This window comes from Ruminococcus intestinalis (genome assembly GCF_014288065.1).
GTDB lineage: Bacteria > Bacillota > Clostridia > Oscillospirales > Acutalibacteraceae > Ruminococcoides > Ruminococcoides intestinale_A.
Map to the genome: position 1 here is coordinate 204,626 of NZ_JACOPS010000004.1, position 16,836 is coordinate 221,461.

Below are 16,836 nucleotides of genomic sequence, written 5' to 3' on the forward strand. Positions count from 1 at the left end.
AAGGAGGACTGCTGTATGAATGAAAATCATGTTTACGATATGATTATCGTGGGGGGAGGACCTGGAGGGTATACTTCAGCATTATACGCAGCCAGAGCAGGATTTGATACAATTGTTTTAGAAAAATTATCTGCAGGTGGTCAGATGTCATTGACCTGGCAGATTGATAACTATCCTGGTTTTGAAAATGGAATTGACGGATTTTCATTGGCAGAGAAAATGCAAAAACAGGCGGAAAAATTTGGCGCTAAAAGTGAATATGCTGAAGTTTTTAATATGGATTTAACAGGAAAGCTTAAGAGAGTAGAAACTAGTTCGGGAATTTATATTGGGAAAACAGTAGTGATTGCTACTGGAGCAAATCCAAGAGAACTTGGTCTCGCTAAAGAAAAAGAATTGATAGGTCATGGGGTTGCTTATTGTGCCTCCTGTGATGGTATGTTTTATAAAGATAAGATCGTGGTGGTTGTTGGTGGTGGAAATTCTGCTGTATCAGATGCTGTTCTTTTAAGTCGAATTGCTAAGAAAGTCATCATTGTTCATCGAAGAGATACATTACGTGCAACGAAAATCTACCATGACCAGCTGATGAAAACTGAAAATATAGAGTTTCGATGGAACAATACAGTAAATGAACTGATTTATGGAGAACGATTAACTGGTGTGCAGTTGAAAGATACAGTTACAGGAGAAGAAAACATTATAGAATGTGACGGCCTGTTTGTGAGTATAGGAAGAAAACCGACAACAGATTTTTTAGATAATCAGATAGAACTGGATAATAAAGGATATATTGTGGCAGGTGAAAACACTGAAACGAGTATTCCGGGTGTTTATGCTGTAGGAGATGTCAGAACAAAGTTACTTCGTCAGATAGTAACAGCAGTGGCAGATGGTGCTATGGCAGTACATATGGCAGAAAAATATATGGGGAAAATGTAAAGTGAACTCCGCCTTTTAGTATAGGAATTGTTTTGTTAAGTTAAATAATGAAACAGAAAATAGTCATTTTGATAGACCATATTTACTATAAATAATCAGAATTTGAAAACTGTTCATCAGTATAACCTAAAATAAAACTTTGTCCTGCTGTCAACACAGGTGTTTTATTTTTATTGTCATACTCTGTGCTTTCAACAATATAGGCTTGTGGTTGCTCGTATTTGAATATTTCTCAGAGCTTACGCTGTTCCAAAGAATAATGGAAATCAAAGTAATGCAAAGACCGTCAGATCTCATTCGAGAATTGACGGTCTTTACATTTTTCTGTTATATCTGAGAAAGTCGTTTCTATGTTCCTGTTTCCTAAAATTGTAGCCTTGTGAATTGAGAGTATCAACTTTCAAAGCGACAAGATTTATGTCGGAGTGCATACAGCGAGCAATTTGCTGAATATCATACCCCTGTTTAATATATTCAATAATCGTATCGTCCGGTAAAGAAGCCTGAGCTGCAAAGACATTGGCTTCGTATTCCATCCGGTTTTCACGCATATCAAAGATATTAAATTCTTTGAATCCTCCGGCTGAAACTGCTTCTTGGCGATGAAGAACATCGTGTCCGATTTCGTGCCATAATACGATTTGTTCAATAACCGGGTGCAAACCGTTCTGAAGAAAGATAAATCGATTCTTCAAGATTACCTTGTATGCTCCACGCTGTTTCGTAAAATCTCGATAGAGAATATGTATCCCAAGCTCATCAGCGACTTTATATGGATTACGAGTGCCACATCGTTTGATGAGCCGGTTCACTATCTTGACAATCTCATCCTGCGTATTATATCCCAAACGGCTCACCTCCCTTGCAGTGCCATTATAACAGATATATTATCCATTTTTTTATAAACCATCTGCTGTCCCATAAAACGGACAACGCACAGCGAGAGGTTACTCGTCTTTGCGATACTTTTTCGGTGTGTATTTCTTGTTGTTTTTCTTAGCAATAAGGTACGCTTCCTGAATGGCATCAACCATTTCACGCATGTCTTCGTCAGCCATTTCTCCGCCGGCAAATAAACCGGTTACTTCTGCTAGAAGTTCTTTTGCCTGCTTTGCACCTCTGTGTCCGTAATTATCTTCAACATCTGCAATAAATGCTTCATCTTCCGATAAAAGATAGTTGATATTTACACCGAGAGCTTCGGCAAGTTTCTTATAGCGTTCTGTTCCTCTTGGACGGGAACTGTCATTCTCATAGGAACTGATAACTCTACGAGTAACGCCGATTTTTTTCGCCAACTCATCCTGATTTAATCCGAGTCTGTTTCGTTCGTTCTTAACTTTTTCGCCGAATGTCATCTTGATTGTTCACTCCTTGTCTTAAATTTATGTAGTTAAACTTCGTCTACACTCTTGACAAGAGAAGTTTAACTGCGTATAATAGCAAGTAAGAAGTTTAACTACTCATAGTTTATATTAAACTTCTCAAAAAGTCAAGGGGGTTAAGCAGAATGGCTCGAAATATTTTACATTGCAATATGAACAACTTCTATGCAAGTGTTGAGTGTATGCTTAACCCTGCTCTGAAAGAATATCCGGTTGCTGTATGCGGTTCTGTTGAAGAACGACACGGAATTGTCCTTGCTAAGAATTATAAAGCAAAGGCATTTGATGTGAAAACCGGAGATACCGTCTGGCAGGCACAACAGAAATGTCGGGATTTGGTTATTGTTCCACCGCATTATGAGGAATATATAAAATACTCAAAACTTGCAAGAAGCGTGTACGAACGATATACAGACCAAGTAGAACCTTATGGTATGGATGAGTGCTGGCTGGATATTACCGGAACAGGTAGTCTTTTCGGCTCTCCGGTGGAAGTTGCAAACAAAATCAGAGAAACGATTAAGTTTGAACTCGGACTTACTATCTCCGTTGGTGTTTCATTTAATAAGATATTTGCAAAACTCGGCTCTGATATGAAGAAGCCGGATGCAGTAACGGTTATACCAAAGGATACTTTCAGAGAAAAGATATGGAAACTCCCATCGGCTGATTTGCTCGGTGTAGGCAGAGCGACACAGCGTACATTAGACAGCTATGGGATTCGTACCATCGGGGCTTTGGCACAGACTAACCCTGAGTTCCTGCGAAGCGATTAGGAAAAAACGGAGTTGCATTATGGAATTACGCAAATGGCAATGACCTTTCCCTTGTTGCCAAGAAAGACTTCGTATCGCCTATCAAGAGCGTAGGACACGGTATAACGACAGTTGCAGACTTAGAGAAACCGGAGCAGGTGTGGCCCGTGTTTCTCGAATTGACCCAAGACATCGGACACAAGCTCCGAGTTCACGGACTGAGTGCCGAAGGAGTTGCCATACACATTAGAGATAACACACTATGTACAAGACAATGGCAGACCAAGATTGACTTGCCTACGCAATCGTCGATGGTTCTTGCCAAGAGAGCATTTCAACTTTTTGAAGCAAGGTATGGTTGGTACAATCCAATCCGTTCCGTAACAATCCAAGCAATCAATCTTATTCCTCAAGACACGCCCCGTCAGATAGGATTATTTATGAATGTGGAAAAGCAGGAAAAGTTGGAACGACTTGAAAAATGTATTGAAACAATCCGCAGACGCTTCGGTAAGGACAGCATAAGGAATGGAGTTCTGTATCAGGACTTGCAGCTACCACCGGAAAAAGTGGAAATCACGATGCCGACGGGAATGGTCGGCTAAGGAGGGCTTAATTGTGATTGATGAAAGTGATGTACAGACATATGTAAGAATGCCTGATTGTTTAATAAAAGGATGCAGTGATGATATGCTATCTTCATTGCGGACGGCGGAAACCATTTTACCGATTACGGAATATACGAAGGGATGTTTTTATTCTTTGATTTGAATAAGCCGTTTCTAAAAGGTCGGCTTTCCTGCTACATTAACAAGAATGATGACGAAAAACCGAAATACAGAGTCTCAGATAAAGACATCGACGGATATGAGCATTTGGGAAGATTGGTTGTAACAATGAGAAATTATGAGGTATAAGCAATGGAGTGTGAAAGAAGAAAAGTATATGTCGAAGTAAATGTGACGCATAGACCTGATGGAACGGCTCGTCCGAATTCCATTAAGTTTGAAAATGATGAGATATATGAAGTTGACCGTGTAATGCAGAAGTGCAGAGCCGCCGCTACTAAGGTCGGTGGCACAGGCATTCGCTATACGGTTCAGATTTGCGGACAGTCGGCTTTTCTGTTCGATGAAGAAAACGGAAAGTGGTTTGTCGAAGCAAAATCCTAATGTTAGGGGGGCTAAGTAATTGAAACGCTTATCGAGAAATGATATAGAAACAATTTCAGAGAAATTTGTAAAGGCATATTTTGAACTGCCTGAAATAAAGAAATCACAGGTGTACCGCATTGAGCCGGAGCTAATGCTCGAAAAGGTACTTGGACTGACGATTGAGTATATGCACCTTTCCTATGATGGAAGCATTCTCGGAATGACATCGTTTGGGGAACTCGGAGTGCAGGTATTTGAAAACAACGACGATGAAGCCTTTTTCTTCTTGGATGGCAAAACGGTTCTGGTCGAGTCTGACCTTAACTATGACAACAACCTGAAAGGAAGAAAGAATTTTACACTTATGCACGAAGGCAGTCATCAGATATTCAAGATGTTGTTCCCAAATGATTATGGAATAACGGAAAAATCAGCCGAAGTGCATTATTACAAGGCAACCGCAGACACAGAGAAAAGCAGAATAATTACCGATTGGGAGGAATGGCAGGCAAATACACTTGCGGCTGCAATTCTGCTTCCGAGGTGTCTGATAGAAAAAGGAATGTTTTTGTTTGGGCTTGGGGATAAAATCGAATGCCTAAATAAAATCTATTATCCGGCGGTCTATGAAAGATACGCAGCACTTTCAGATTTTTTAGGATGCTCAAAGAAAGCACTTGCAATACGAATGAAACAGCTTGGACTCTTGCACAAGGATTATCTTGATAATCCGTTTGACTACCTTGCTGTTTATCCGGAGGTGTATAAGATTTGACAAGACTGGAACAGAAAGTAATCGTCAGGTGCAAACGCTGTGAATGGCGTATCTTTGATAAAGTCACGATGACGACAGGAAACATTGAAATTAAATGCCCGAAATGTGGGTATGTAAATGAGATTGACCTTTCACTGCGCAGAGGTAATCTCAAATTCAGAACATTTAGAATAAACAAGAAATGAGCAAACAACTGAATAACTGAGCTTTGTACCGAGCCACGGAACCTGAATGAGTTACCAAATAGCCGGACATTGAGAATAACGGGATAACTATATCCTTGCGTTCTTGATGTTCGGCTATTTTTTTGTTGCTCCGAAACGGAGAAGCAAATGAAAAAGCAGTGGCAGGCATACATAGCTAAATACCCGTAATCTCCGAATTTTTGATTTCAAACCAATTCAAAAATTCAAATTCAAGGAGATTACGGAAATGACAAAGAACAACAAATTAAATAATCAGGAAGAACTTTTTGCAAGAGATTGTAAACTTATGAACCTCAAATATGAGTATGACGGATATACCGGCACAGAGAAATGGGCAGTTATTACCGAACTTACCGAAGAAGAACTGTGGGATAAATACCCGGATATTATCAGCAGATACACTCCATTTGTCCTGCTGTCTATGGCACAGGGAAAAGTGATTATTGACGATAACAGAGAAACTCATAGATGTGAAATGCGAGATGCAAGACATTTAGATGCTTTTTGTTATGAGGATGATTTATTTGAGCAATTCCATAATGAAGCATTCTTAGATTTTGTTGACCCGTTTGAACTCAGAGAAGCAGAAGAAATTGCAGAGAGAAAAGAATTACAGCGTCTGCGTGAAATTGAGAAAGTTAGAATAGTGCTTTCAATGATGAAACCAGCTCAGGAACGAAGATTGTATAAGTTTGTCATTGAGGGAAAGAGCTGTCGTGAAATAGCCGTAGAAGAAGGAACTTATCACAGTTCTGTCAGCAAGTCTATTGAAGCGGCAAAGAAAAGTTTTAAGAAAATTTATGAGAACCTCTGATTTTGGGTGTCCAAAATGAACCCTTTTGTGCAATGAGTGAAGGGGTTATTTCATTCTGGATACGAATGACACTTCAAAATATATAGAAATGTGAGGTTTTACATATGAAAGAAAAAACAATTTGCCGTGGGGATTTATTCTACTACGACTTCGGAACACGAACAGGTTCGGTACAAAGCGGAACACGACCGGTACTTGTAATTCAGGCAGATGATTATAACAGAAACGCACCAACAATTATTGTGGCTGCTGTAACAGGCGTTATCAAGAAAAGATACCTGCCGTCACATATCCTGCTCGGTCAGGAGTTTGGACTCAAGAAGCCGTCAATGGTTCTACTGGAGCAACTTCAGACAGTAAACAAAGATGAACTCAGAGATTACATCGGAACGATTGAAGATGAGCAGCTTTTAAGGCGAATAAATATAACGCTTAAAAAGACTTTCGGACTTTGGATTTATAAGGAAGAAAAGAAAGAAAATATCCGTTGCCTTTGCCCAAAGTGCCTGAAAGATTATATTCACAATCCTGATTATATCGTGCGTCGTCTTGACCCCTTTGCAAAGGTCAAAGACCACTGCGATAAATGCAATCAAACCGGTTGGGATTATGTGATTACCGAAAGACAGTGCAACGCAAGAGAAAAGGGGTGTCAGAATGTCTAAGAAAAGATATGAAATTGTAAGTTATGACATCCCGCTTTGGTTAAAACCTGTTTTATCGGTAACGGAAACTTCAATTTACACAGGGATAAGTGCCAATAAGATATATGAGATGTCAGAATCGGAGGACTGTCCTTTTGTGATATGGATAGGAAGCCGCAGGGTAATCAAGAGAAAATCCTTTGAGGAATACCTCGAAAGGCAGTATTCAATATAGTAAAAAGTCAAATCTGCGATGAGTCCGATTGCATAATGGGCTTATCGCAGAAAAATGAATATACTGATGCCATCAATACAAGGAGGACGAAATGCAAAGCAAAAAAGAAATGCCATTAGAGCATAAGCCTATATTAACCATAAGAGAAGCGTCTTTTTATACAGGAATCAGTGAGAAAAAACTGATTGAAATAACAAATCTATATGCCTGCCCATTTGTATTGTGGATGGGTAATCGCAGATTTATCAAGAGAAAAGCATTCGAGAAATTTATTCAGACATCGGAATTTAAGGGAGGTGCAGATGATGAACAGATTGAGTGATGAGTGGTTTTCCAGTAAAAGCGAGAGTGTTCCGTTGTGGCATAAGATAGCACTTTCTATTGATGAAATGTATGTATATACGGGCATTGGTAGAGAAACAATACGAGAACTTACAAAGCAACCGGAAGCAAAACAATTTACATTGAAAATTGGGAAAAGAACTCTAATTAAACGCAAACAATTTGAAGAATATTTAGACCAGATGTGTTCTATTTGAGGGGAGGAATGTAGATGTACAAAATAGATGGTTCTGAACTTTATGAATATCAGCAACAGCTATTGCAACCACCGGAGGATATACCGATTTGGGAAAAGAAATGTCTTACGGTCGAGGAAGCGGCTGCTTATTCAGGTATTGGAGAGCGAAGATTAAAGGCACTATTGATGGATAAGGATTGCAGTTTCAGAATTGCAAGAAGCGACAGGCTTTTAATTATACGAGATAAGTTAGAGGAGTTTATTGACTCAAGCACAGAATTGTAGGAGGTAACACAATGGCAAATACTAAAAGAAAAGATAAATCAAGAAAGGTTCTCCGCAAAGGGGAATCGCAACGTCCGGACGGTACTTATCAATTCCGTTGGACAGATGAGAACCGTAAAAGACATTGTATTTATGCAAGGAACTTGGATGATTTAAGATATAAGGAAGATGAAATTGACAAGGACAAGAAAGACGGTATAAAGGCAGAAGCTCGCTATACATCACTTAACGATATGTATGAACTTTGGAGAGATTTGAAACGTGGAATAAAGAATAATACTTTTGAGAATTACAAATATATGTACGAGACATTCGTGCGTAATCAGATTGGTTCTCAATTCATAATGTCTATAAAAAAGACTGATATAAAAAGATATTACAATAGCCTTGTTGATGAAAGACATCTGAAACCCGCAACGATTGATAGCATACATACCGTTCTACATCAGGTCTTTGAAATGGCAGTAGATGATGATTATATCAGAAGCAATCCAACGGACAATGTTTTGCGTGAATTGAAAAAATCACATTGTTTTAAGACTGAAAAACGCAGGGCATTAACCAAACCGGAGCAGGAACTTTTTCTTAACTATCTGAAGAACACACCGGAAGCACAGTATTGGTATCCAATATTTGCGGTTATGGTCGGAACTGGATTGCGTGTGGGCGAATTGACCGGACTCAGGTGGTGTGACATAGATTTAGAGGAAAGCATTATAGATGTGAATCATACGCTTGTTTATTATGACCACAGAACCGAAGGAAGCAAGAAAGGTTGCTATTTCAATGTGAATACAACCAAGACACCGGCAGGTATGCGACAAGTTCCAATGCTTGAATTTGTGAAAGAAGCATTTTTAATGGAAAAAGAAAGGCAGGAACTTCTTGGACTGCATTGTGAAGCTACGGTTGATGGATATACGGATTTCATTTTTGTAAACCGTTTTGGTCAGCCACAGCACCAAGCAACGCTCAATAAAGCAATTCGTCGCATTATACGAAACTGTAATGATAAGCAGTTTCTGGAAAGTGAAAATCCAGAGGTTTTACTTCCACACTTTAGCTGTCATTCTCTCAGACATACATTTACCACAAGAATGTGTGAAGCCGGAGTGAATGTGAAAGTCATTCAGGACGCACTCGGACACAAAGATGTATCTACTACATTGAACATCTATACAGATGTAACAAAGGAATTAAGAAAGTCAGAGTTTGAGGGATTGGAATTACAATTTAATCAGTAAATAGTCAGAGAATCAGAAAGAGAGCATATGCCGTAGAGATGCGGGGTGTGCTTTCTTTACTTTATGACGAGAAAGTGGTAGAATGAAACACAGGACTGATAGCAATGCTATAAACCCCAAAACTAAATAAGGATATACACCATTTACACCAATTTTTACACCAAATCTCATTTTTACCTTCACGAAACAAGTGGGAATGGTGTAAAGAGGTTGAATAAAAGCCCATTTATAGGCGATAAAACTTACAAAATGGAATTAAGTCGTGAGTGGACGATTTCGTCCCGACAATGAAGTCTTTAGACAGCGACAATAAAAAGTCTGCTGAAAAAGCACCCGAGGTTAAGGAAGAAGTAAAAGAAGAGGTTATCGACTTCTCTAAGGTTGAAATCGAGCCTATGTTCAAAGACTTTGTAGATTTTGACTCATTCAGCAAGTGTGATTTCCGTGCGGTAAAGGTAAAGGCTTGCGAGGCTGTTAAGAAATCAAAGAAACTGTTACAGTTTACTCTTGATGACGGAACAGGCACAGACAGAACCATTTTAAGCGGTATTCACGCTTATTATGAGCCGGAAGAGTTAGTCGGCAAGACACTTGTGGCAATCACAAATCTTCCGCCGAGAGCAATGATGGGTATTGACTCTTGCGGTATGCTCCTTTCCGCCGTTCATACAGAAGAGGGCGAGGAAAAACTCCACCTCTTAATGGTAGATAACCATATCCCGGCAGGTGCAAAGCTCTATTAAGATGATGTAAAGATGTACCGTTTTACCAAATAAACGGAACGTACTTCATTTGATAAAAAACTGAAAAAACAGCGATTTACATCAAACTTACATCATTTGATGCAGAAATCGGTGCAAGCAAGAAAAAATCGCATAATTAGTACAAAGAGTGGGCAATTCCAATCGGGATTGCCCATTTTTAAAACAAACAGAAATACAAATCGGAAGTTTTAAAGGAGGAATACCATGGGATTATTTGGTAAAAGCAAAAAAGAACGAGAAACAGAATACATGAGCAGATTAGATGTTCCATCGTGTTTAAAAGAAGATTTTGAATTGATTATTGATGATATATTTACAATTATGGGAGTTGGAACAGTTGCCACAGGAAACATATTAACAGGGATGTGCAGAGAAGGGGAAAATGCATGTATTTATAAAGCAAATGGAGATATCTTAGAAACCAGAATTACTACTGTCGATGTACATACAAAAGAACGAAAAGCAAATGGTTGTGGATATAAAACAGAGCATGTTGGACTTGGGTTACGAGGAATTTCCAAGGAACAATTAGAAAAGGGTGATAAAGTACTTGTAAAGAATGCCAATATGTATGGAATGTAATTACAAATTCAAGTTTGTCAATTTGCCCTTTGAGAGAGGAGAAAGCCTTTTCTCAAAGGGCTTGTGAAATATAAAATATTATGTTAAGATACATAGTATAATGAGTGGGCAATTCCAATCGGGATTGCCAATTTTTAAAACAAACAGAAATACAAATCGAAATTTAACGCTTGAAAAAAGGAGAAAGAAACATGGCACAGAAAGAAGAAAGATTTGAAATTATATTTAGAGACGGAAGCCAGCTTAAGGATGAAGGGGCCCGTCAAATTCTTGTAGATAAGGAGACGGGAGTTAATTACCTTTGTTGGAAATCTGGATACGGGGCTGGTATTACACCTCTTCTGGATTCTGAAGGAAAAGTCATAGTTACTAAGTAAAATTAAAGTTTGTAGAATTGAGAAAATCGGAATTTGTGGAGGATATTAAAATGGCGCAGATAATATGGGATGGCAATAAAAACTGGGAAAACGTTTGGGACGGTAAGCAGCCGTGGGACAGAGAGATTGAAGAAAAAATCATTCCTGAAAATGCAGTTCTAATTGACAGACCAGATGACATAATTAAAGCATCAATTCCATACATGATTATCCCTTGTATTGTATGCTTTGTTGCAATTTTTACAAAAAAGGCGCAATCAGACGAATTTATATTTAATTTATGGTTTATGCCGCTGTCATTTATTATTGGCTTTTTTGTTGCGATGCCGTTACATGAATTTCTTCATGCTATAAGTTATCCAAAGGGGGCAAAAGTTTATATAGGAGTATCTCTAAAACAGTTGAGAGCATATGCTGCATCCTCAGCAGCACTTAGCAGAGGACGATATATAATGATGTCATTGGCACCTTTGATTCCGGGGATAATCTTTCTTGCTGTTTTTGTGGTCTGCCCGATTTCAATGAAGTGGTTGATGACAATATGTGTAGTTCCTTCGTTTATGGGACTAATTTCTCCAGCACCCGATTATATGGATGTTTTAATCATATTGCGAAAGGTACCGAAGGGGGCAATGATTCAGGCAACAGAAAATGGATTGGTTTGGTATCTCTAATACGACAGATTCCAGTTTGTCGAACACATGAAAATTTGAAGTTTCGTAAGGATTTTTAAAACTGTCTCATTGTATGGTTTCGTTTATTAAGATATGATTGGTTTGGAGGTGATACATTATGGCAAATGAAGATAAAAAATATTTTAATGCTATGCTTATGGATAGCAAGGATATGCCAAAAGTTCAAATCATAACAGATGAAAAGAGCATCGAAAAATATGGTGGAGATAAAATGTATTTTGCCCCACCTATTGACTACGACAAAGTAATGCGACTTGTGCCTTGTGGAAAATTACTTACAGTAGGTACAATAAGGGAATTCTTTGCTAAACAAAATGGTGCTGATTTTACAGAGCCAATTACAGCTGGAATTTTTGTTTCGATAGTTGCATGGGCGAGTTATCAGCGTGCAGAAGATAAAACCCCTTATTGGAGAACATTAAAAGCAAAAGGGGAATTAAATGCAAAGTATCCAGGAGGCGTTGAGGCACAAAAGGAGATGCTTGAAAAAGAGGGACATATCGTAATCCAAAAAGGTAAAACCAATATTAAGTATTATGTTAAGGACTACGAAAAAGCATTATTTACATTGTAATAGATAATGTGAAAATTCCAGTTTGCCAACTTGCCCTTTGAGAGAGGAGAACTCCTTTTCTCAAAGGGCTTTTTATTTGAATTGACTTTAACATATCAAATGTTATAATATAAAAAAATAAATTAAATAAGGGTATTGATATGAAGATATATGAAGCGGCTGAAAGAACACCGCAGTTATCGGAAAATCTGTTAAATGTTTTGGAAAACTCTGTTCGAGCTATGCATCATTTTTTTATCTGATACAGAGGTAAAAGCAAATTAAAAAATATGTTTCGCAGGCTTTGAGTAAGGTTGAGCATTTAATTATTGCCGAAAATGAATTTAATAAAATTATCGCATTTATGGGGACTGAAAACAATAGGCTTGAAATGTTGTTTTTTGTTCGGCAGAAAGAGGAAAAGGTATTGGCAAGCAACTTTTGAAATACGGTATTGAAAAATTCGGTATAAAAGAAGTTACCGCCAATGAACAAAATCCGCAGGCGGTAGGATTTTATAAACATATGGAATTTGTAACATATAAAAGAACCGATTATGATGAAGAGGGAAATCCGTATCCTCTTTTATATATGAAAATAGTTTAATAAATTCAAATTATGTGAATGGGGATATGGAAATGAGTACATATTGTATGAAAAACAAAAAATATCGGAAACCGGTTTTGATTTTAACGGTTTTGTTTTGCGTAAGTCTTACGGGCTGTACAAAGATATATAACGGAACAGATGAACTTACAGAAAAAGCCCGAAAGGAAATGCCTGTTTCGGATTTTGAAACAACGGATATACAATATGCTGGAATGAGTGTTGCCGATAATAAGGCTTTGGCTTGGTTTATTTCAGGCAATGAATATCAGGCACATTATTATCTCCCGCTGGAAGTAGAAGTAAAAGGCGACGATAAATATTCGTTTGTCAGAACTTATAAACCTATGAATGGCGAAACGGATAATATCGCAATCCTTAATTGGAACGGCGGATATTCATTTGTAGCAAATAATTCTGATTGTGCGTCGGTTAAAATTACAGGGGAAAACGGTATTTATGAAGAAAAAGTAAAAGAAGTTCCTTATGTGTTTTATTATCCGTCAATTCCGTCACAGTATGTTTTTCTTGATTCCGACGGAAATGAATTAAGTTAATAATTTTACTAAAAAACAGCTTTTTGAGATATGTATTATGTATTTCTCAAGAAGCTGTTTGTATTTGAAAGAAAATTTTTGCACAGTACTGTTTTTTGTATACCTTATATGTTATTATTAAAACATATAAATTACGAACGGCAGGTGACCTTTGATGTATTTGGACACTTTTACATTACCGATTGATTATGAAGAACCGATGATTCAAAAACAATGTGAACGCAACGGCGGCATTTACGGTTATATAGATAACACATACCCATGCAGAATGTTCGGAAATCGTGAACTTTATGAGATTTCATTTAAAAATGTAACAATTTTTTACGGCGGCAACGGTTCGGGAAAAAGCACACTTTTAAATCTTATTGCTCAAAAACTTGAGCTAAACCGCATCGCTCCGTTTAATTCAAGCGAATTATTTGATGAATATGTAAAAAATTGTGAGTATTCTCTCGGCTACGATGATGAGGGGTTCAAGCACAAAATACCTGACGGCAGTCGTATTATAACAAGCGATGATATTTTTGATTATATGCTCACTATTCGTACAAATAATGACGAAATTTCCGAGAAAAAGGACATTGCCCGTGATGAGTACGGTGCTTTAAAGTATGGCAAAAGTATAAGGTTCAGCGGAATGGACGATTACGAGCAGTTTAAAATGCAGGTTATGTCACGCAGGAAATCGGTGTCACGCAGAAAGTTTATTGAAAAAACTGCGGGCAAGGAAACCGAACTTTTCAGCAACGGAGAAACTGCTCTGAAATACTTTAAAACAAAGCTGAAAAATGACAAGTTGTATTGCCTTGACGAACCCGAAAACAGTATGTCGGCAAAAATGCAGTTAAAACTTGTAAAAATGCTTGAAGAACTGACCCGATATTGCGGCTGTCAATTGATAATTGCCACACACTCGCCGTTTTTGCTTGCTATGGACAATGCAAAAATTTATGACCTCGACTCAAACCTGGTTGAAGTAAAAGATTGGTGGGAACTTGAAAATACAAAGATTTACTATGAATTTTTCAAAAAACACAGCAATCTTTTTGAAAATGATATATAAATAAACAAATATAATCTTTTGTATATTCGTGTTCTAAATAATAAAAATTTTCCCATAAACCTCTTGATTTTTGCGGTCAAGAGGTTTATACTATGTAAAATTTATCTATGCGGAAAGGAATTTGTAAATGAGAATTGAAAAAATAAAATCTCCGTTTGACAATTTAATGCTCGAAGTTGCTGTTTCAGAAACGAAAACACAGCCAAAGGCTATAGTTCAGTTTTCACACGGAATGTGCGAGCATAAAGAACGATATTTTGAATTTATGAATTACCTTAATGATAACGGCTATGTATGCGTTATTCACGACCACAGAGGTCACGGCGCAAGTGTGATAAACGAGGGAGAATTCGGCAATTTTTATACAGAGGACATCAGTGCCGTTATAGATGATATGCACGCTGTAACCGAATATATAAAGAAAAATTATCCGAATCTGCCGTTATATATTTTCAGCCACAGTATGGGCACACTTGTTGCACGAAATTATATGAAAAAGTATGAAAAGAAAATTGACAAAATTGTTCTTTGCGGCCCGCCTACCCATAATGGCAATGCAGGTTTCGGGCTTTTTCTTTCAAAAATTTTAAAACCTTTTTACAAAGAGCAGGCGCCCAATAAATTGCTGAACAACGGAACTTTTATCGGATACAACGAAAAGAATGCCGAACCTAATTCTTGGATAACGGAAAATAAAGACAATGTCAGAGCGTATAACGAGGACGAGCTTTGCGGTTTTGTGTTTACCACAAACGGTTTTATAAATCTGTTTAAACTGCAATTAAGCGCATTTGATTCGGATGATTGGGAAGTTTATAATAAAAGATTACCGATTTTTGTAATAGCAGGTGAAAATGACCCTGTTATTCAGTCAAAAAAGAAATTTAACGCACTTATAGTTTTCTTAAAAGAACTCGGTTATGCAAATATCAGCCAAAAACTGTATAAAAACAATCGTCACGAAATTCTTAACGAGAAAAATAAATCGGATATTTACAAAGATATTCTGAATTTTTACGAAAATTGAAAAAATGTATTGACATATTATTTTTGCAATGTTAATATACTGATAATATTTAGACAAAAGCATTGATAAGGAGGAGTACTTACTTTTTGACTCTGCAGAGAGGGAATGGTCGGTGAAAATTCCCGTGGCGGAAGTAAGGAAGGTAGCCTTTGAGCTTTGAACCGAACAAAGTTATTTTCAGTAGGCTTCAACGGCAGTTCCCACCGTTATAAGGGAGGCAATATCGGATAATTTTATTATCCCGCATTGTTTAATTGCAGAAACTGTATTTCTGAATTTAGGTGGTACCACGGATTTTATTCGCCCTAAGCTTTTTGGCTTGGGGCTTTTTCTTTTGTCTGAATGTTAAATCTATTTTAGCGGAGGATGCAACTATGCAGACAAAAATTGATTTAAAAAAACTAAGGCTAAGACCGTACAAAAAATGTGACGCAAAATTTATTGTGAAGTGGAGCAAAGACGAAGTTGCTTTCAGAAAGTGGTGTTCTGACAGGTGGCAGACATATCCGATTACCGCCGAAGATATGAACAGAAAATACTGTGATAATAACGGCGACTGCATTGATGAGGATAATTTTTACCCTATGACATTAATTGATAACAACACTGTTGCAGGTCATCTCATTTTGAGATTTACAGATAAAGAACGAACAATATTACGCTTTGGATTTGTAATTACGGACAATTCTAAAAGAGGATTGGGATACGGAAAAGAAATGCTCAGTCTTGCGCTGAAGTATTCGTTTGAAATATTGAAAGTCAATAAAATTACTCTCGGAGTTTTTGATAATAACCTTGCGGCTTATCATTGTTATAAATCCGTCGGATTTAAAGAAATTGAAAATGAAAACAAGGAAGAAAACTGCTTTTGCGGTGAGATATGGAGTGTTTCCGAAATGGAAATGACAAAAGATGATTATTTTAATAAAAGGTAAATTTATTGCACACCTATGAAAGAAGTAGTATAATAAATTTGTTGATTATTGCAAAAATATTAATTTTCGGAGTGATAGTTGTGAATATAAGAAGAGCAGAAGAAAAGGATATTCCGCAGATTGAAGAATTGCTTTATCAGGTGCATAAGGTCCATTCGGACAAAAGACCTGATTTATTTATTCCGGGTTCAAAAAAATATACAACAAACGAATTAAAAGAAATTTTAGCGGATGACGAAAAGCCTGTTTATGTTGCAGACAATGACGGAGTAATTTTGGGATATGCCTTTTGTGTTTATCAAAGACATTGCACAAAATCAAGCAATTACACAAGTCTTTATATTGATGATTTATGTGTTTCCGAAAACTCAAGAGGTCTAAAAATCGGCACACGGCTTTATGAGTATGTACTTGATGTTGCCAAGAAAAACGGCTGTCATAATCTTACCCTTAATGTATGGGAATGTAACGAATCCGCCAAGAAGTTTTACGATAAATGCGGATTGAAAATTCAGAAATACGGTATGGAGCAGGTGCTTGATTGAGAAATATTCTCAAACTTAATTTAACAGACTTATTTTTTAGTCAGTTACTTTTAAACTGCTTTTAATGTGAATTATAATGCCTGCTGATTCCGCTTTTCTTTTGCGTGAAAAGAAAAGCTCCAAAAGAAAGCACGCTTAAGGAGAAAGGGCTTTCGATGCCCTTTCCCCTTAAG

At 37.4% G+C, this 16,836-nt stretch carries 27 protein-coding genes and 1 other annotated feature; of the genes, 25 read left to right on the forward strand and 2 right to left on the reverse strand.

Annotation, left to right across the window (positions count from 1 at the left end; all coding sequences use genetic code 11):
- Positions 1 to 15: 15 nt before the first annotated feature.
- Complete coding sequence (trxB, locus tag H8R91_RS09315; protein ID WP_186935786.1) at positions 16 to 942, forward strand: thioredoxin-disulfide reductase; 927 nt, start codon at positions 16 to 18, stop codon at positions 940 to 942.
- A 314-nt stretch (positions 943 to 1,256) separates the two neighbouring features.
- On the opposite strand, the gene H8R91_RS09320 is transcribed toward trxB, so the two are convergent.
- On the reverse strand, positions 1,257 to 1,790 hold the full coding sequence (locus tag H8R91_RS09320; RefSeq protein ID WP_055156982.1) for an ImmA/IrrE family metallo-endopeptidase: 534 nt from the start codon (positions 1,788 to 1,790) through the stop codon (positions 1,257 to 1,259).
- Positions 1,791 to 1,889: 99 nt separating this feature from the next.
- A complete protein-coding gene (locus tag H8R91_RS09325) occupies positions 1,890 to 2,300 on the reverse strand; it encodes a helix-turn-helix domain-containing protein (protein ID WP_055156980.1) in 411 nt (136 codons plus the stop codon).
- 152 nt (positions 2,301 to 2,452) lie between these two features.
- Between H8R91_RS09325 and H8R91_RS12500 the strand changes: the two genes are divergently transcribed.
- The 24 genes from H8R91_RS12500 (at position 2,453) to H8R91_RS09440 (ending at position 16,663) form a co-directional block, all read left to right on the forward strand.
- The gene (locus H8R91_RS12500; protein WP_243237808.1) at positions 2,453 to 3,103 is read left to right on the forward strand and encodes a DNA polymerase Y family protein; all 651 of its coding nucleotides are present in this window, start codon (positions 2,453 to 2,455) and stop codon (positions 3,101 to 3,103) included.
- Between the two features lie 137 nt (positions 3,104 to 3,240).
- Positions 3,241 to 3,687, forward strand: a complete 447-nt coding sequence (locus tag H8R91_RS12505) for a DinB/UmuC family translesion DNA polymerase (protein WP_436286330.1) — start codon at positions 3,241 to 3,243, stop codon at positions 3,685 to 3,687.
- A gap of 13 nt (positions 3,688 to 3,700) precedes the next feature.
- Positions 3,701 to 3,853, forward strand: coding sequence for a hypothetical protein (locus H8R91_RS12170; RefSeq protein WP_243237811.1), 153 nt, complete (start codon positions 3,701 to 3,703; stop codon positions 3,851 to 3,853).
- 149 nt (positions 3,854 to 4,002) lie between these two features.
- Entirely contained in the window at positions 4,003 to 4,254 is a 252-nt protein-coding gene (locus H8R91_RS09340) for a hypothetical protein (RefSeq protein WP_055156974.1), read from the forward strand.
- Positions 4,255 to 4,273: 19 nt separating this feature from the next.
- Positions 4,274 to 5,011: an ImmA/IrrE family metallo-endopeptidase gene (locus H8R91_RS09345; protein WP_186935787.1), complete on the forward strand. Its 738-nt coding sequence runs from the start codon at positions 4,274 to 4,276 to the stop codon at positions 5,009 to 5,011.
- The gene (locus tag H8R91_RS09350) at positions 5,008 to 5,196 is read left to right on the forward strand and encodes a hypothetical protein (protein ID WP_055156969.1); all 189 of its coding nucleotides are present in this window, start codon (positions 5,008 to 5,010) and stop codon (positions 5,194 to 5,196) included. The genes H8R91_RS09345 and H8R91_RS09350 overlap by 4 nt, the downstream gene beginning before the upstream one ends.
- Positions 5,197 to 5,443: 247 nt before the next feature.
- Entirely contained in the window at positions 5,444 to 6,031 is a 588-nt protein-coding gene (locus tag H8R91_RS09355) for a sigma-70 family RNA polymerase sigma factor (RefSeq protein ID WP_186935788.1), read from the forward strand.
- Positions 6,032 to 6,135: 104 nt separating this feature from the next.
- Positions 6,136 to 6,696: a type II toxin-antitoxin system PemK/MazF family toxin gene (locus tag H8R91_RS09360; protein ID WP_186935789.1), complete on the forward strand. Its 561-nt coding sequence runs from the start codon at positions 6,136 to 6,138 to the stop codon at positions 6,694 to 6,696.
- Positions 6,689 to 6,910: an excisionase gene (locus tag H8R91_RS09365; RefSeq protein ID WP_002587855.1), complete on the forward strand. Its 222-nt coding sequence runs from the start codon at positions 6,689 to 6,691 to the stop codon at positions 6,908 to 6,910. The genes H8R91_RS09360 and H8R91_RS09365 overlap by 8 nt, the downstream gene beginning before the upstream one ends.
- 91 nt (positions 6,911 to 7,001) lie before the next feature.
- Positions 7,002 to 7,232 (forward strand): excisionase, encoded by a 231-nt coding sequence (locus H8R91_RS09370; protein ID WP_008789355.1) that lies wholly within the window; start codon positions 7,002 to 7,004, stop codon positions 7,230 to 7,232.
- Positions 7,213 to 7,449, forward strand: a complete 237-nt coding sequence (locus tag H8R91_RS09375) for an excisionase (RefSeq protein WP_230862189.1) — start codon at positions 7,213 to 7,215, stop codon at positions 7,447 to 7,449. Before H8R91_RS09370 ends, H8R91_RS09375 begins: the two co-directional genes overlap by 20 nt.
- A 14-nt stretch (positions 7,450 to 7,463) precedes the next feature.
- Positions 7,464 to 7,715 carry an excisionase gene (locus tag H8R91_RS09380; protein WP_186935790.1) on the forward strand — a complete coding sequence of 84 codons (252 nt, stop codon included), beginning with the start codon at positions 7,464 to 7,466 and terminating at the stop codon, positions 7,713 to 7,715.
- Positions 7,716 to 7,726: 11 nt separating this feature from the next.
- On the forward strand, positions 7,727 to 8,959 hold the full coding sequence (locus tag H8R91_RS09385) for a site-specific integrase (protein WP_101069724.1): 1,233 nt from the start codon (positions 7,727 to 7,729) through the stop codon (positions 8,957 to 8,959).
- A 266-nt stretch (positions 8,960 to 9,225) separates the two neighbouring features.
- Positions 9,226 to 9,702, forward strand: coding sequence for a methionine--tRNA ligase subunit beta (locus H8R91_RS09390; RefSeq protein ID WP_366477434.1), 477 nt, complete (start codon positions 9,226 to 9,228; stop codon positions 9,700 to 9,702).
- 225 nt (positions 9,703 to 9,927) lie between these two features.
- On the forward strand, positions 9,928 to 10,305 hold the full coding sequence (locus tag H8R91_RS09395) for a hypothetical protein (RefSeq protein ID WP_008374225.1): 378 nt from the start codon (positions 9,928 to 9,930) through the stop codon (positions 10,303 to 10,305).
- A 191-nt stretch (positions 10,306 to 10,496) separates the two neighbouring features.
- Positions 10,497 to 10,682, forward strand: coding sequence for a DUF6440 family protein (locus H8R91_RS09400; RefSeq protein ID WP_186935791.1), 186 nt, complete (start codon positions 10,497 to 10,499; stop codon positions 10,680 to 10,682).
- 50 nt (positions 10,683 to 10,732) lie between these two features.
- Positions 10,733 to 11,356: a DUF3267 domain-containing protein gene (locus H8R91_RS09405; RefSeq protein ID WP_022233853.1), complete on the forward strand. Its 624-nt coding sequence runs from the start codon at positions 10,733 to 10,735 to the stop codon at positions 11,354 to 11,356.
- A 118-nt stretch (positions 11,357 to 11,474) separates the two neighbouring features.
- Positions 11,475 to 11,951, forward strand: coding sequence for an MGMT family protein (locus H8R91_RS09410; protein WP_186935792.1), 477 nt, complete (start codon positions 11,475 to 11,477; stop codon positions 11,949 to 11,951).
- Positions 11,952 to 12,371: 420 nt separating this feature from the next.
- Positions 12,372 to 12,536, forward strand: coding sequence for a GNAT family protein (locus H8R91_RS12175; protein WP_243237812.1), 165 nt, complete (start codon positions 12,372 to 12,374; stop codon positions 12,534 to 12,536).
- Positions 12,537 to 12,583: 47 nt separating this feature from the next.
- Complete coding sequence (locus tag H8R91_RS09420; protein WP_186935793.1) at positions 12,584 to 13,093, forward strand: hypothetical protein; 510 nt, start codon at positions 12,584 to 12,586, stop codon at positions 13,091 to 13,093.
- A gap of 154 nt (positions 13,094 to 13,247) precedes the next feature.
- On the forward strand, positions 13,248 to 14,156 hold the full coding sequence (locus H8R91_RS09425) for an AAA family ATPase (protein ID WP_243237824.1): 909 nt from the start codon (positions 13,248 to 13,250) through the stop codon (positions 14,154 to 14,156).
- 127 nt (positions 14,157 to 14,283) lie between these two features.
- The gene (locus tag H8R91_RS09430; RefSeq protein WP_186935795.1) at positions 14,284 to 15,183 is read left to right on the forward strand and encodes an alpha/beta hydrolase; all 900 of its coding nucleotides are present in this window, start codon (positions 14,284 to 14,286) and stop codon (positions 15,181 to 15,183) included.
- A gap of 53 nt (positions 15,184 to 15,236) precedes the next feature.
- Positions 15,237 to 15,494, forward strand: a binding site (T-box leader).
- A 63-nt stretch (positions 15,495 to 15,557) separates the two neighbouring features.
- Entirely contained in the window at positions 15,558 to 16,118 is a 561-nt protein-coding gene (locus H8R91_RS09435) for a GNAT family N-acetyltransferase (protein ID WP_186935796.1), read from the forward strand.
- A gap of 80 nt (positions 16,119 to 16,198) precedes the next feature.
- Positions 16,199 to 16,663, forward strand: coding sequence for a GNAT family N-acetyltransferase (locus tag H8R91_RS09440; RefSeq protein ID WP_186935797.1), 465 nt, complete (start codon positions 16,199 to 16,201; stop codon positions 16,661 to 16,663).
- Positions 16,664 to 16,836 lie beyond the last annotated feature (173 nt).